This is a genomic window from Streptomyces sp. NPDC021622 (assembly GCF_040640795.1).
GTDB lineage: Bacteria > Actinomycetota > Actinomycetes > Streptomycetales > Streptomycetaceae > Streptomyces.
The window spans coordinates 445,500-459,182 of record NZ_JBFACK010000001.1 but is presented as its reverse complement, the minus strand read 5'-3'; the positions used below and the strand labels follow the sequence as shown (position 1 = coordinate 459,182).

Sequence of the window (13,683 nt, the reverse complement as noted above, 5' to 3'; positions counted from 1 at the left end):
GCCCCCTACACGATCTGCCATGTCCAGGGCGGGAACCGTCAATCCCGGGTCCCGTTCTTATGCGGCGCATACTGCGGGCGCAGTACATCGCCCCAGCGGTTACTCCACCCTTGGACGTACCAGGCCCGATTCATAGGCGATGACGACGAGTTGTGCCCGGTCGCGGGCGCCCAGCTTCGCCATCGCGCGGTTCACATGGGTCTTCACGGTGAGCGGGCTGACCTCGAGCCGCTCGGCGATCTCGTCGTTCGAGTGCCCGCCGGCGACCTGGACGAGGACCTCGCGCTCGCGCCCGGTGAGCGCGTCGAGCCGCTCGCCGCGCACGCCGCCGACGCCGTCACCGTCCGAACCGTCGCCCTGCGCAAGGAACTTGGCGATTAGGCCCTTGGTCGCCGCCGGGGAGAGCAGCGCGTCGCCGGCCGCCGCGATGCGGATCGCGCCGAGCAGTTCGTCCGGCTCGGCCCCCTTGCCGAGGAATCCGGAGGCCCCCGCACGCAGCGACTGCACGACATACTCGTCGACCTCGAAGGTCGTCAGCATCACCACGCGTACGTGGGAGAGATCGGGGTCGGCGCTGATCAGCCGGGTGGCGGCGAGACCGTCCGTGCCGGGCATCCGGATGTCCATCAGGACCACGTCGGCGGCCCGCGCCTTGGCGAGCTCGACGGCCTCCGCGCCGTCCGACGCCTCGGCGACGACCTCCATGTCGGGCTCGGAGTTCACGAGCACCTTGAACGCGCTGCGCAGCAGTGCCTGGTCGTCGGCGAGCAGCACCCGGATCGTCACGCGGTGGTCCCTCCCTCTGCCGGGCTGACCGGCTTTGCCGTGACGGGCAGGATCGCATGGACGCGGAAGCCGCCGCCGTAGCGGGGGCCCGCGGTGCAGCGGCCGCTGAGCGCGCTGACGCGTTCACGCATGCCGATCAGCCCGTGCCCGCCGCCGTTGTTCTCGTCGTCCTGGGGCTCGGTGCTCTCGCCGGGGCCGTCGTCGAGGATCGTGACCTCGATGTTCGGTCCTACGCGGACGACGCTGACCTCGGCCTTGGCGCCGGTGCCCGCGTGCTTCTGTACGTTGGTGAGGGCCTCCTGGATGATGCGGTAGGCGGCCAGGTCGGCTCCGGCCGGCAGCTCGGTGGCGGCGTCGCCGCGGGTCACCTCCACGGGGAGTCCCGCGTGCCGGAAGGTGTCGACGAGGTCGTCGAGGTGGGCGAGGCCGGGGGCCGGTTCGGTGGGGGCCTCGGGGTCGCCCGACTGCCGCAACAGGCCGACGGTGGCGCGCAGTTCGTTGAGCGCGGAGCGGCTGGCGTCGCGCACGTGGGAGAGGGCTTCCTTCGCCTGGTCCGGCCGCTTGTCCATGACATGGGCGGCGACTCCGGCCTGCACATTGACCAGGGCGATGTGATGCGCGACGACATCGTGCAGATCGCGGGCGATGCGCAGGCGCTCCTCGGCGACGCGCCGCCGGGCCTCTTCCTCCCGGGTCCGTTCCGCCCGCTCGGCGCGCTCCCTTATGGCGTCGACGAAGGCGCGGCGGCTGCGGACCGCGTCGCCCGCGGCGGAGGCCATGCCGGTCCAGGCGAAGATGCCGAGGTTCTCCTGGGCGTACCAGGGCAGGGGGCCCGCGACCATCGCCACTCCTGTGAGGCCCGTCATGGTGATCAGGCCGATGCGCCAGGTGGTGGGGCGGTTGGTGGTGGCGGCGACGGTGTAGAGGGCGACGACGGCGCTCATGACGACGGCGCCGCGGTACTCGCCGGTGACGAGATCGATGACGGAGACGGCGCAGGTCGCGGCGAGTACGAGCCAGGGGTCGCGGCGGCGGAAGATCAGCGCCACGGCGCCGAGGACCATCAGGATCACGTTCAGGGTGGCCGGGGTGCGGGTGCCCCAGCTGGGTCCTCCGTCGTGCCGGTACGGCTCGACGAGGGACCCGATGACCATGCAGACGAGAACCGCCGCCGCGAGGGCGCCGTCCACCGCCAAGGGATGCGCCTTGGCCCAACAGCGGCCCCGCACAAGAGTCGTCACGCCTTAAACGGTACGGGGCCCTGCGGGCTGCCGGGACCGCTCTGCCGCCTCGCCTTACTTTCCGCACCCCGGGGTCGACCGGTCTTGCGCCTCGCCCTGCCTTACGTGCCCCGGGGTCGACCACGCTGCGACTCCCCCCGCCTTACGTGCCCGGGAGCCGTTCCGCCGCTTCGCGGCGATTTCCCCACCCACCCACCCGATTACCCGGAGCTGCGGGGTGATCGCGTGGGCGGGCCGGGAGAGTTACCCGAACTGCGAGGGAATCGGGCGGGGGGCGAGAGACCGGAGCCACCGGATCAACGGGCCGGCGGACCAGAGATTTGCCCTGAGCTCCCGAGCAACCCGACGGGCGGGCTGAAGACCGGAGCCACCCGTGCATCGGGCCGGCGGACCGGCGAACCGACGGACCGGAGAATTGCCCCGAGCTGCAGAGCAATCGGGTGGGGGGCGGGAGACCGGAGTACCGACTAGCCAGGCCAGCGCAACAGAGAATCGCCTCGAGCGCCCCAGCAATCAGGGAGACGGGCCGAAGACCTGAGCCACGCGGTCATCGGGCCAGCGGACCGGAGGATGGCCCGAGCTGCCGAGTGATCGGGCGGGCGGGTGGGACGTCGGAGTTGTCACGTGATCGGTCGGCGCGGGGCGGGGGGATGCAGAGCCCGCCGGGTGATCGGGTGGGTGGGTGGGGAAGAGCCGGCGCGGAGCGGCAGGGTCCGTGCCACCCCCGGAGGGGTCCTCAGCCGGGGATCAGGCCGTCGTCGTTCAGCATCTGGCGGACCTCGTCCAGCGTCGCGTCCTGCGCGGGGAGGATCAGCTCCGAAGGTTCCAGCGCGTCGTCCGGGAGGGGCTCCCCCAGCTCCCGGACCTTGTCGAGGAGCGCGCCCAGCGTCCTGCGGAAGCCGGACTCGTCGCCGCTCTCCATCTCCTCGAGCAGCTCGTCGTCCAGCTTGTTCAGTTCGGCGAAGTGGCCGTCGGCCAGCTTCACCTGCCCCTCCCCCATGATCCGTACGATCATGTCGCCCTCCTCGGACGTGAGCGGTATGCGCAGGGCTACTGCTTGTCGAAGCGCGGAGTGTCCTGCGGCTGCTGGGCCTGGGGCTGTCCCTGACCCGGCTCGATGGCCTGCTTCGGCGTCGAGCCGCCGGCCAGTTCCGCCTTCATGCGCTGCAGTTCCAGCTCTACATCAGTACCACCGGAGAGGCGATCCAGCTCGGACTGGATGTCGTCCTTGGCCAGACCGGAGGAGTCGTCGAGGGCACCGGAGGCGAGCAGCTCGTCGATCGCGCCGGCCCGCGCCTGGAGCTGCGCGGTCTTGTCCTCGGCACGCTGGATGGCCATGCCGACGTCGCCCATCTCCTCGGAGATGCCGGAGAAGGCCTCGCCGATCCGGGTCTGCGCCTGCGCGGCGGTGTACGTGGCCTTGATCGTCTCCTTCTTCGTACGGAAGGCGTCGACCTTGGCCTGGAGTCGCTGCGCCGCGAGGGTGAGCTTCTCCTCCTCGCCCTGGAGCGTCTGGTGCTGGGTCTCCAGGTCCGTCACCTGCTGCTGGAGCGCGGCGCGGCGGGACAGGGCCTCACGGGCCAGGTCCTCACGGCCGAGCGCGAGCGCCTTGCGACCCTGGTCCTCCAGGGTCGACGACTGCTTCTGGAGCTGGCTCAGCTGCAGCTCCAGGCGCTTGCGGGACGTCGCCACGTCGGCGACACCACGGCGCACCTTCTGCAGCAGCTCCAGCTGCTTCTGGTAGGAGTAATCGAGGGTTTCGCGCGGGTCCTCGGCCCGGTCAAGGGCCTTGTTCGCCTTCGCGCGGAAGATCATCCCCATACGCTTCATGACACCGCTCATGGGCTTCGCGCGCCCCCTTCTGACGGACTTCTCAGCTCCAGGTACTGCAACAGAACCCACAGTACGGGCCCTGCATCCATTACCGCACTGTTCGCGTGCGGATGCGCTCATCCCCAAGGACGACTGCGTCCCGCCGCGCTCCGGCGTAGGGAGTAGGTGCACCCCTGTGATCCGCCCGCAAAGCGCATGCAAACTACACCGAACGTCCCCGTAGACACATAATCAAGACGCCCGGTGTTGCCGGATCGTTCCCACTCGGACTGGGGTCCACACCCCCGCACCCCGTACCCTTGGGTTTTGTGTTCCGTAGCCGATCCAAGGACGAGAAGGCCCCGGCGAGCAAGGCCCCGGTGACCGACTCCCAGCAGCCCCGTGACCCCGAGGCCCCGAAGGGCCGCCCCACGCCCAAGCGCAGTGAGGCCCAGACCCAGCGCCGCAGCGTGGCCAACACGCCTGTGACGCGCAAGGAGGCGGCGAAGCGGCAGCGCAACGAGCGCCGTGTCCAGATGGACAAGCAGCGCCAGGCGCTTGCCAGCGGTGACGAGCGCTATCTGCCCGCCCGCGACAAGGGTCCGGTGCGCAGGTTCGCCCGTGACTTCGTGGACTCGCGGTTCTGCATCGCCGAGTTCTTCCTGCCGCTGGCCGTGATCATCCTCGTACTGAGCATGGTCCGGATCCCGCAGCTGCAGAACATCGCGCTGCTGCTCTGGCTCTTCGTGATCGTCCTGATCATCGTCGACTCGGTCACCACCGCGTTCCGTCTGAAGAAGCGCCTTGCCGAGCGCTTCCCCGACGAGAGCAAGAAGGGCGCCGTCGCCTACGCCCTGATGCGTACGCTCCAGATGCGCCGACTGCGACTGCCCAAGCCGCAGGTCAAGCGCGGAGAGCGGCCCTGAGCGGTTTCGCCGGCGGGGCGGCCGCCTGGCTGGAGAAGCTGGGCGGTCTGCGCAATGCCGTACGCCAGGAGCTGGTGTCCCGGCAGCTCGACGAGCAGATCGCAGGGCGCTTCCCCGTGGGGCAGCGGCTGCGGGTGCTCGACGTGGGCATGGGTCAGGGCACGCAGGCGCTGCGGCTCGCGCGTGCCGGTCACAAGGTGACGGGCGTCGAGCAGGATCCGACGATGGTCGCCGCGGCGCGTACGGCGCTCGACGCGGAGCCCGAGGGCATCCGCGGGAGGGTGCGGATCGTCGAGGGCGACGGGCACGAGACCGGGGTGCACTTCCTGCCGGGCAGCTTCGATGTCGTTCTGTGCCACGGCGTACTCATGTACGTCGAGGAGCCGGACGCGTTGCTCGCGGGGCTTGCCCGGATGCTGGCGCCCGGGGGGCTGCTTTCGTTGCTCGTACGGAACGCGGACGCGCTGGCCATGCGGCCGGGGCTGGCCGGTGACTGGGCTGGGGCGCTGGCCGCGTTCGACTCGACGTCGTACCGGAACCGGATCGGCATCGAGGCGCGGGCGGACCGGCTCGATGCGGTGGTGGCGTCTCTCGCCGGGATCGCGGCGCCGTTGCATGCCTGGTACGGCGTGCGGGTCTTCACCGATACGGCGGCGGATGACGCGGGGGTGCCCGCGGAGGCCGAGCTGTCCGCGTTGCTCGCCGCCGAGGAGCGGGCGGGGCGCACCGACCCCTACCGCCGGGTCGCGGCGCTTTTGCATGTGTGTGGGGTACGGGACTAGGGGCACCGCCTCGTTGATCGGTGCTCGGCAGTGGGGCGTTGTGCCCACCCGTTCCGCCGTGCGGAACGCCTGCCCACAACGAGTGCGGACAATCGACTGCGCAAGCCCCCCTGATCGGCCCCATATCTCAGGGCAACATACGGGGGTGAACAGGACACTCAGGGCATGAATGTCTCGCGCACCCGTAACGTCACCGTGGCCGCCGCTCTCGCCGCAGGGCTCCTTCTCGGCGGCTGCTCAAGCTCCGGCCCCGGGGACTCCGGTGAGTCCACCACGCAGGCCGCGCCCGCCGCCGCGAACGATCTGCAGGAGGACTACCAGCAGGTCATCGAGGACGTCCTGCCGTCCGTCGTGCAGATCGAGGCCTCCGACAGTCTCGGCTCCGGCATCGTCTACGACGGCAAGGGGCACATCGTCACCAACGCCCATGTCGTGGGCAAGGAGCAGAGCTTCAAGGTGACGACGGCCACCGGTGAGCTGACGCTCGGCGCGGAGCTCGTCGCCGCGTACCCGGAGCAGGACCTCGCCGTCATCAAGCTCGACGACATGCCGAGCGGGCTCAAGGCCGCGAAGTTCGGGGACTCCAACAAGGCCGAGGTCGGGCAGATCGTGCTCGCCATGGGTTCGCCGCTGGGTCTTTCGTCCAGCGTCACGCAGGGCATCGTCTCCGCCACCGGCCGGACCGTCAGCGAGGGCAGTTCGGGCGGCGGTACCGGCGCCACCATCGCCAACATGGTGCAGACATCCGCGGCGATCAACCCGGGCAACAGCGGCGGCGCCCTGGTCAATCTCGACAGCGAGGTCATCGGCATCCCGACGCTCGCCGCGACCGACCCGGAGATGGGCGACAGCGCGGCGCCCGGCATCGGGTTCGCGATCCCGTCCTCGATGGTGAAGACGGTCGCCGACCAGATCATCAAGGACGGCAAGGTCACCGACTCGGGCCGGGCCGCGCTCGGCATCACGGGGCGGACCGTGCTCGGCGACGACTACCGGCCCGCGGGCGTCGCCGTGGTGAAGGAGCAGCAGGACGGTGCGGCGGCCGACGCCGGCATCAAGACCGGCGACATCATCACCAAGGTGGGCGACGCCGACATCACCACGATCACCTCGCTCTCCGAGGCACTCGCCGGGCAGCAGCCGGGCGACAAGACGGAGGTGACGTACGTACGGGACGGCGCCGAGAAGACCGTCGACGTCACGCTGGGCGAGATGTAGCCGGACGTGAGGGAGGCGGTGGCCGACACGTCGGCCACCGCCTCCCTCACGTCCAGGCCCGGCTCAGCCCTGCGCCGCGTCCTGCGCGTGCAGGCTCATCGGCCCGTAGATCTCGCTCGTGTCCTCGAAGAGCGTCACTTGGTCGGCGCCGCCCTCGGCGAGCTCCTTCCAGTACTCGCCGATCCAGGACTCCGCGTCGCCCTGAGTGGTGAACTCCTCGGGCTGCAGCGCGGGCTGGACCTCCGTCCCGTCCGCCTTCTCGAACCGCCACGTCCATGCCGCCATGCCAGCCTCCCGATGGTCCGACAGCTGTCTCAAGCCGCTTGAAGCCTAGCCGGGCGAGCGGTGCTCGCGGCGACGCGGGAGGATCTTCTCGTGGAACTGACTCTGCTCGGCACCGGCGCCCCTGAAGGCCTGCCGCGCCCCGGCTGCCCCTGCGCGGCCTGCGCGACCGCGCTCGGCGACGCCGCACGCGCCGCGACCGCGCTCCTCGTCGACGGCGTTCTGCTGCTCGACCTCACCCCTGGCGCCGCCCTCGCGGCCGCCCGCTCCGGGCACACGCTCGGCGGCGTACGCCAGGTTCTCCTCTCCCATCCGCACGACGGACCCTTGGTGGAGGTGCCGGCCGGTCTGCCGCAGCCGGGCCGGGTCCCGGACGGGCGGGAGCTCGCGCTGCTCACCGGGCACCGGGTGCGCGCGGTGGCGATGGACCACCCGGGCACCGGGTACGAGGTGGTCGGGCCCGACGGGGAGCGGCTGCTGTATCTGCCGCCGGGCGGTGCGCCGTCCGGAGTGCCGGACGACCATCCCGCGTACGAGATGGTCGTGGCCGATGTCATCGGGCGCCCCGACGGGCTCGCCCGGCTGCGGGCGGCGGGCGCCATCGGGCCGACGACGGACGTCATCGCCGTCCATCTGAGCGACGAGGTGCCGCCGGGCGCGGAGCTGCGGCGCAGGCTCGCGGCCGCCGGTGCGCGGGCCGTGCCGGACGGTTCGACGCTGGTGGTCGGCGCCTACGAGGACGTACCGGACGTGCCGCGGCGCACCCTCGTCGTGGGCGGCGCCCGGTCGGGGAAGTCGGTGGAGGCCGAGCGGCGGCTCGAGGCGTTCCCCGATGTGCTGTACGTGGCGACGGGCGGGACCAGGAACGGCGACTCCGAGTGGGCGGACCGGGTGAGCGCGCACCGCGAGCGGCGGCCGGGCTCGTGGAGCACCGCCGAGACCTGCGATCTGGTGCCCCTGCTCGCCGAGAACGGGCCTCCCCTGCTCATCGACTGCCTGTCGCTGTGGCTGACGTACGCGATGGACGAGGAGAACGCGTGGGACGACGCCGAGTGGGCGGGCGGCGGCGAGCGTGCCCTTCGCAAGCGGGTCGCCGAGCTCACGGACGCGGTGCGGGTGACCCGGCGCACGGTCGTCGCCGTCTCGAACGAGGTCGGCTCGGGGATCGTCCCCGCGACCGCGTCGGGCCGCCGCTACCGCGATGAACTGGGCCGTCTCAACGCGGCGTTCGCGGCGGAGTGCGAGCAGGTCCTGATGGTCGTGGCGGGCCAGGCGCTGGTCCTGCGGGGCTGACGGGACCGACCCGGCCGCTCATGCGTCCGGGTTCCTGCGGGCGATGATCCGGTAGGCGTTGGAGAACCGGGTGCGGCTGACCACGGGCGCGAGCAGCCGGTCGGCCAGGGCGGCGGCGGCGAGCAGCGGGATCGCGAGGCGGGCCGCGGCGCGGATGCGGCCGAGGGTGACGGCGAGGCCGGCGGTCAGGTCGAGCGGGATGTGCGGCTCGCGCCGGTCGGCGGCCACGACGGTGTAGCCCAGGCTCTCCAGCTCGCGCCGGAGCGCGGTGGCCGGGATGCGGTGGTGCGGCTCGGGCCGGATCCAGCCCTTGGCGAGCAGCCTTGCATACCGGCTCTCCGGGACGGGGACCTCGATCATCAGATGGCCGCCGGGCCGCAACACCGTGCGGGCGGCGATGAGTTCGATGCGCGGGTCGGCGCTGCGCTCCAGGTAGTGGAACATGCTCAGCGCGTCGTAGCGCCCCGCGAGCTTCGGCGCGAGATCGGTGAGCAGTCCCCGGTGGGCCTCCTCCACCCGGCCCGCCGCGCGGCCCCACTCCACCCGCTCGGTGCGGTCGAGCCCGTCGAACGCGGTGTACGGGTGGACCTCTTTGGCGGCGGCGGGGAAGTCCCCGTGTCCGGTGTCGATGTCCAGCCAGCTCTCGGGCTCGGTGAAGCGGCCCATCGCGCGGGCGCGTGCCCGGTGGCGGCGGGCGGCCGAATGCGGGGCGGCGAGGACCTTCTCGGCCTGGGCTGCGGCGGCGTGGGCGGCGTCCATGGGGATGGAGGGCTCCTCTGTCCGGCGGTTCGAGCAGTACGACAATCCCTTTGAAACGGCATGTAAGGGATGATCGACACCAGGGCAATGACACCACGGAGGCGACCACGCGGGGCCCCGACCCTCCCGGTACTGTTCGGCGAATGAGCTCGCTGAATCTCGACGACTTCACCGACCTGATCGAGCGCCCCGACGGCGGGGTGCGGCGCGACGCCGAAGAGCGCAGGGAACGGCAGAGCGTGCCGCCCGGGGCGCTCGGGCGCCTCGACGAACTGGGCGAGTGGCTGTCCGCCGCCCAGTCGTCGGTTCCGGTCAGGCCGATCGAGCGGCCGCGCGTGATCCTGTTCGCGGGCGATCACGGGGTCGCCGAGCTCGATGTCTCCGCCAGGCCCGCAGGCAGCGCGGCCGAACTGGTGCGCTCCGTGCTCGCCGGGGAGAGCCCTGTCGCCGTGCTCGCGCGCCGGCTCGACGTACCCGTCCGGATCGTCGACATGGCCCTGGACTGCGACCCGGCCGAGCTGCCCGCCGAGGTGGCGGGGCATCGGGTGCGGCGCGGCTCGGGGCGCGTCGACATCGAGGACGCGCTGACGGCCGAGGAGGTCGAGGCGGCAGTGCGGGCCGGGATGGCCGTCGCCGACGAGGAGGCCGACTCCGGCACCGATCTGGTCGTGCTCGGCGATGTGAGCGTCGGCGGGACGACGCCCGCGGCGACGCTGGTCGCCGCGCTCTGCGGGACGGACGCGTCCGTGGTGACCGGCCGTGGCGGCTCGCCGATCGACGACCTGGCGTGGATGCGCAAGTGCGCGGCGGTCCGTGACTCGCTGCGGCGGGCGCGGCCCGTGCTCGGGGACCAGCTGGAGCTGCTCGCGGCGGTGGGCGGGGCGGACATCGCCGCCATGACCGGGTTCCTGCTGCAGTGCGCGGTGCGGCGTACGCCCGTGATTCTTGACGGCGTCGTGGCCTCGGCGGCCGCGCTGGTGGCCCAGCGGGTCGCCTTCCGGGCGCCGGACTGGTGGCTCGCGGGGCATGCCAGCGGGGAGCCGGCGCAGGCGAAGGCCCTTGACCGGATGGCGCTGGATCCGGTGCTCGAGCAGGGCGTGAAGATCGGCGAGGGGGTGGGGGCGCTGCTGGCACTTCCCTTGGTACGGGCCGCGGCCGCGCTCTCCGCCGAGCTGCCGGAGCGGGCGCCCGCATCTGCGGCTGCGGCCGCACCTGAGGAGTAGGCACCCCGGAACGCCTGCCCCCAACAAGGACATCACGCCCCATATGATCCCTTTTCATGGGAGATGAGCCGGATGTTTCTTCTGGGCGTAATCGGCGGATCGCCGCGGGCTTCAGTGTCTGGTACTTGCGCGCCGTCACCTTCATCAACTTTCTGAGCGCGGTCTGGGTCTCCCTGGGGCAGGATCTGCGGCGGCACAACACCGAGAACTACTTCACCCCGTATCTGCTGACGGCAGGCTTCGCCTCGGGGGCGTTCACGATGTTCCTGGCCATCACGATGCGCCGCCGCAAACGCGCCGCCTGGATTCTCAACCTCGTACTCAGCGGTCTCTTTCTGCTGCTCTTCGCGTTCGCGATGATTTTTCCGGAGATCCGTCAGCACGCGCAGAACTGGATCTCCCTCGTCCTGACCGCCGCCTTCGTCGCCTCGCTGATCGTCGGGCGCCGGGAGTTCTACGCCAAGGGCGACCGGTCGAACCCGAGGCTCGCCGCGGCCGTCGCGGTCGGCGGTCTGCTCGTGACCTCGCTGATCGCCGCGCTCCTGGTCACCGTCACCAACCACGCGCACGACGAATACCGTTCGACCTTCCTCGACCGCTGGCGCTACGGCACCATGCGGCTCGTCTCGCTCGCCGCCGACGACACACGGTTCGAGGGCATCGCCACGCCCGGCTGGGTCAACGTCACCATCAACGTGCTCAGCACGCTCCTCCTGCTCGCCGTGCTGTACGCCGCCTTCCGCTCCCGCAAGGCCGTCGACCCGCTCACCGAGGACGACGAGGCCAAGCTGCACGGGCTGCTCGACAAGTACGGGGAGCGCGACTCGCTCGGGTACTTCGCGCTGCGCCGCGAGAAGAGCGTCGTGTGGTCGCCGAGCGCCAAGGCCGCGGTCGCCTACCGGGTCATCGGGGGCGTCTCGCTGGCCTCCGGTGATCCCATCGGGGACCCGGAGGCCTGGCCGGGCGCCATCGAGCCCTGGCTCGCCGACGCCCGCGAACACGGCTGGATCCCGGCCGTGATGGGGGCGAGCGAGGAGGCGGGCACGATCTACGCGCGGCACGGACTCGACGCGCTGGAGCTGGGCGACGAGGCCATCGTCGAGACGGCGGAGTTCACGCTGGAGGGGCGGGCCATGCGCACCGTCCGGCAGGCGTACAACCGGGTCAAGCGCGCCGGGTACGAGGTGCGGATCCGCCGTCACGAGGACATTCCGGCCGACGAGATGGCGTATCTGCTTGAGCGCGCCGACGACTGGCGCGACGGGGCCACCGAGCGCGGCTTCTCCATGGCGCTCGGGCGGCTCGGCGATCCTGCCGACGGGCGGTGCGTGATGCTCGAATGCAGGGACAGCCGCGCGGGGGAAGGTGCCGGCGAGTTGAGAGCGGTGCTCTCCTTCGTGCCCTGGGGGCCTCGCGGGCTCTCCCTCGACCTGATGCGGCGCGACCGCGACGCCGAGAACGGCCTGATGGAGTTCATGGTCATCGAGCTGCTCCAGCGCGCCCCGGAGATCAACGTCACTCAGGTGTCGCTGAACTTTGCGATGTTCCGGTCCGTCTTCGAACGTGGCTCGCGGCTCGGCGCGGGCCCGGTCCTGCGGTTGTGGCGCTCGCTGCTCACCTTCTTCTCCCGGTGGTGGCAGATCGAGTCGCTGTACCGGGCCAACGCGAAGTACCGCCCGATCTGGGAGCCGCGCTTCCTTCTCTTCGAGAAGAGCGGCGACCTGCCGCGCATCGGCATCGCGTCGGCCCGCGCGGAGGGCTTCCTGGAAGCGCCGGGCCTGCCGAAGTGGCTGCACCGCAAGCATCTGGAGTCCCGACGATGAGCGCCGCCCCGTCCCTCTCCCGGTCCCTGTCCCGCATGGCCCGCGACGAGTGGGGCCCGCTGTACGCAGCCGTACGGGACGGGATCGTGGCCCGGCGGTGGCGGGCGGCGCCGATGACGCTCGCCGCGGTCTGTCTCACCGCCCTGTGCCAGTTCGTCCAGAACCAGCCCTGGGGCTACCAGTTCGTCCAGAACATCGGTTCCGTACGGGCCGAGGACCCGCTCTGGCTCGCCCTCCTGCGGACCCCGCTCTCGCTCTTCGTACCCGCGCTCGACCTGCCCGTCTGGGGCGCGCTCGCGCAGATCCTGCTGGTGTTCGGCATCGCCGAGATCTGCGTCGGCTGGTGGCGCACGCTCCTCATCGGCTACGCGGCCACCCTCGCGGGCACGCTCTACGCGCGCGTGGGCATCGCGTGGGGTCCCGGCAACCCGCTGGGGCTTCCCGCGTCCGACGCGCAGGTCGTCGACACCGGTCCGTCCGCCGCCGTGGTGGGGCTCGCGGTCTATGTGTGCTGGCGGTACCGGGCGTGGTTCACGGGGGCCCTGGTGATCGCCGTGATGGTGATCGAGGTCTTCGTCAAGAGCAACCTCGCGGGCAAGGAGCACTTGGCGGCGATCGCGGCCGTCCTTGTGCTGTGCGGCTGTTCGGCGGCGCTTCAGCGGCGCGGGCGCACGAGTTCCGTGTCGGGCTTGCCGCCGATCCAGTCCTGAACCTTGCGGCGCGGGCCCGCCCAGCGGCGGTCGTGGCGGTAGGCGCGCAGGCCCGCCCGGGCACGGGCGCGGTGCCGGTTGCGGTAGAAGCGCCTGGCCCATGCCGATCCCGGGCGGGCGAGGCGGATCGCGCCCACCAGCGCGACCAGCGGGATCACCATGCCGATCAGCGCCGTCTGCAGTTTGCCCTTGACCAGGGCGACCAGGGCGCAGCAGCAGTTGAAGGCGACGTTCAGGGCGAGCACGGCGCGGTTGCTGCGCTCATCGGGCGACAGGTCGTCCACGCCGAACGGGGTGAAGCCGGTGAGGATGAGCACCACCAGGGCCGCGGTGAGCATCACCACCTCGACGCTCTTGCGGCCCTGTTCGCCCCAGTAGACGTCGTCGAGGTAGAGGATCAGCGCGAACTCGTCCAGGACGAGTCCTGCGCCGGTCCCGAACATGACCGCCGCGAGCATCGGCCCCAGGCTGTGGCTGCCCGCGGCGACGGCCCAGAAGCCGCCTACGAGCATGAGGAAGATGCCGGGTACGACGTGATGGATGTGTACGTCGCCCGAGCTGACGTTCCGGAAGGGGCCCTTGCCCGCGCGGATGAGGCGGGTGATGGTGCGGGTGACGAGGAACGTGACGACGAAGGAGAGCAGGGCCAGGAGGAGCGGGAGCTTTCCCGGCTCCGTGATGTTCCGGTACCACCAGTCGGCCATGGGGCCATCCTGGGCCGGGGGTCCGGTTGCCGCATTTCGCTGCGGGCGAGTGGGGGCTTTCCTGTGCCGCCGCTTCGCGGCGGATCTTTCCCGCCCACCCACTCGATTGCCCTGCAGCCCCAGG

General features: G+C 71.3%; 14 protein-coding genes. 7 read left to right on the top strand and 7 right to left on the bottom strand.

What is annotated here, in order from left to right; genetic code table 11:
* Positions 1-99: 99 nt before the first annotated feature.
* The 4 genes from AB0G47_RS02075 to AB0G47_RS02060 all read right to left on the bottom strand — a co-directional run bounded on the left by AB0G47_RS02075 (position 100) and on the right by AB0G47_RS02060 (position 3,869).
* Entirely contained in the window at positions 100-786 is a 687-nt protein-coding gene (locus tag AB0G47_RS02075; RefSeq protein WP_360763122.1) for a response regulator transcription factor, read from the bottom strand.
* Positions 783-2,027 (bottom strand): sensor histidine kinase, encoded by a 1,245-nt coding sequence (locus AB0G47_RS02070; protein ID WP_360763120.1) that lies wholly within the window; start codon positions 2,025-2,027, stop codon positions 783-785. Before AB0G47_RS02070 ends, AB0G47_RS02075 begins: the two co-directional genes overlap by 4 nt.
* 736 nt (positions 2,028-2,763) lie before the next feature.
* Positions 2,764-3,042: a hypothetical protein gene (locus AB0G47_RS02065; protein WP_360763118.1), complete on the bottom strand. Its 279-nt coding sequence runs from the start codon at positions 3,040-3,042 to the stop codon at positions 2,764-2,766.
* 35 nt (positions 3,043-3,077) lie between these two features.
* Positions 3,078-3,869 (bottom strand): PspA/IM30 family protein, encoded by a 792-nt coding sequence (locus tag AB0G47_RS02060; RefSeq protein ID WP_266867823.1) that lies wholly within the window; start codon positions 3,867-3,869, stop codon positions 3,078-3,080.
* Between the two features lie 221 nt (positions 3,870-4,090).
* On the opposite strand from AB0G47_RS02060, the gene AB0G47_RS02055 reads away from it, so the two are divergent.
* The 3 genes from AB0G47_RS02055 to AB0G47_RS02045 all read left to right on the top strand — a co-directional run bounded on the left by AB0G47_RS02055 (position 4,091) and on the right by AB0G47_RS02045 (position 6,765).
* Entirely contained in the window at positions 4,091-4,765 is a 675-nt protein-coding gene (locus tag AB0G47_RS02055) for a DUF3043 domain-containing protein (protein WP_360763927.1), read from the top strand.
* 74 nt (positions 4,766-4,839) lie between these two features.
* The gene (locus AB0G47_RS02050) at positions 4,840-5,547 is read left to right on the top strand and encodes a methyltransferase domain-containing protein (RefSeq protein WP_360763115.1); all 708 of its coding nucleotides are present in this window, start codon (positions 4,840-4,842) and stop codon (positions 5,545-5,547) included.
* A 165-nt stretch (positions 5,548-5,712) separates the two neighbouring features.
* Positions 5,713-6,765 carry a trypsin-like peptidase domain-containing protein gene (locus tag AB0G47_RS02045; protein ID WP_360763113.1) on the top strand — a complete coding sequence of 351 codons (1,053 nt, stop codon included), beginning with the start codon at positions 5,713-5,715 and terminating at the stop codon, positions 6,763-6,765.
* 63 nt (positions 6,766-6,828) lie between these two features.
* Here AB0G47_RS02045 and AB0G47_RS02040 read toward each other — a convergent pair whose 3' ends face one another.
* The gene (locus tag AB0G47_RS02040; protein ID WP_360763111.1) at positions 6,829-7,050 is read right to left on the bottom strand and encodes a hypothetical protein; all 222 of its coding nucleotides are present in this window, start codon (positions 7,048-7,050) and stop codon (positions 6,829-6,831) included.
* A 90-nt stretch (positions 7,051-7,140) separates the two neighbouring features.
* On the opposite strand from AB0G47_RS02040, the gene AB0G47_RS02035 reads away from it, so the two are divergent.
* On the top strand, positions 7,141-8,340 hold the full coding sequence (locus tag AB0G47_RS02035) for a bifunctional adenosylcobinamide kinase/adenosylcobinamide-phosphate guanylyltransferase (protein WP_360763109.1): 1,200 nt from the start codon (positions 7,141-7,143) through the stop codon (positions 8,338-8,340).
* 18 nt (positions 8,341-8,358) lie between these two features.
* Here AB0G47_RS02035 and AB0G47_RS02030 read toward each other — a convergent pair whose 3' ends face one another.
* Positions 8,359-9,099: a class I SAM-dependent methyltransferase gene (locus tag AB0G47_RS02030; protein ID WP_360763107.1), complete on the bottom strand. Its 741-nt coding sequence runs from the start codon at positions 9,097-9,099 to the stop codon at positions 8,359-8,361.
* A 143-nt stretch (positions 9,100-9,242) separates the two neighbouring features.
* On the opposite strand from AB0G47_RS02030, the gene cobT reads away from it, so the two are divergent.
* From cobT to AB0G47_RS02015, 3 genes are read left to right on the top strand one after another with little or no spacing between them, the layout of a single operon-like run.
* Positions 9,243-10,322 carry a nicotinate-nucleotide--dimethylbenzimidazole phosphoribosyltransferase gene (gene cobT / locus AB0G47_RS02025; RefSeq protein ID WP_360763105.1) on the top strand — a complete coding sequence of 360 codons (1,080 nt, stop codon included), beginning with the start codon at positions 9,243-9,245 and terminating at the stop codon, positions 10,320-10,322.
* A gap of 56 nt (positions 10,323-10,378) precedes the next feature.
* Positions 10,379-12,145 carry a phosphatidylglycerol lysyltransferase domain-containing protein gene (locus tag AB0G47_RS02020; RefSeq protein WP_360763104.1) on the top strand — a complete coding sequence of 589 codons (1,767 nt, stop codon included), beginning with the start codon at positions 10,379-10,381 and terminating at the stop codon, positions 12,143-12,145.
* Complete coding sequence (locus AB0G47_RS02015; protein WP_360763102.1) at positions 12,142-12,855, top strand: hypothetical protein; 714 nt, start codon at positions 12,142-12,144, stop codon at positions 12,853-12,855. The genes AB0G47_RS02020 and AB0G47_RS02015 overlap by 4 nt, the downstream gene beginning before the upstream one ends.
* On the opposite strand, the gene AB0G47_RS02010 is transcribed toward AB0G47_RS02015, so the two are convergent.
* Complete coding sequence (locus AB0G47_RS02010; protein ID WP_360763100.1) at positions 12,801-13,559, bottom strand: hypothetical protein; 759 nt, start codon at positions 13,557-13,559, stop codon at positions 12,801-12,803. The two genes, AB0G47_RS02015 and AB0G47_RS02010, sit on opposite strands and share 55 nt — an antisense overlap.
* Positions 13,560-13,683: the final 124 nt, after the last annotated feature.

What these genes read in the sequence shown, in the direction of transcription:
- AB0G47_RS02065 (WP_360763118.1), bottom strand. Translation starts at nt 3,042, where the DNA reads ATGATCGTACGGATCATGGGGGAGGGGCAGGTGAAGCTGGCCGACGGC.
- AB0G47_RS02060 (WP_266867823.1), bottom strand. Translation starts at nt 3,869, where the DNA reads ATGAGCGGTGTCATGAAGCGTATGGGGATGATCTTCCGCGCGAAGGCG.
- AB0G47_RS02045 (WP_360763113.1), top strand. Translation starts at nt 5,713, where the DNA reads ATGAATGTCTCGCGCACCCGTAACGTCACCGTGGCCGCCGCTCTCGCC.
- AB0G47_RS02040 (WP_360763111.1), bottom strand. Translation starts at nt 7,050, where the DNA reads ATGGCGGCATGGACGTGGCGGTTCGAGAAGGCGGACGGGACGGAGGTC.
- AB0G47_RS02030 (WP_360763107.1), bottom strand. Translation starts at nt 9,099, where the DNA reads ATGGACGCCGCCCACGCCGCCGCAGCCCAGGCCGAGAAGGTCCTCGCC.
- cobT (WP_360763105.1), top strand. Translation starts at nt 9,243, where the DNA reads ATGAGCTCGCTGAATCTCGACGACTTCACCGACCTGATCGAGCGCCCC.
- AB0G47_RS02020 (WP_360763104.1), top strand. Translation starts at nt 10,379, where the DNA reads ATGGGAGATGAGCCGGATGTTTCTTCTGGGCGTAATCGGCGGATCGCC.
- AB0G47_RS02015 (WP_360763102.1), top strand. Translation starts at nt 12,142, where the DNA reads ATGAGCGCCGCCCCGTCCCTCTCCCGGTCCCTGTCCCGCATGGCCCGC.
- AB0G47_RS02010 (WP_360763100.1), bottom strand. Translation starts at nt 13,559, where the DNA reads ATGGCCGACTGGTGGTACCGGAACATCACGGAGCCGGGAAAGCTCCCG.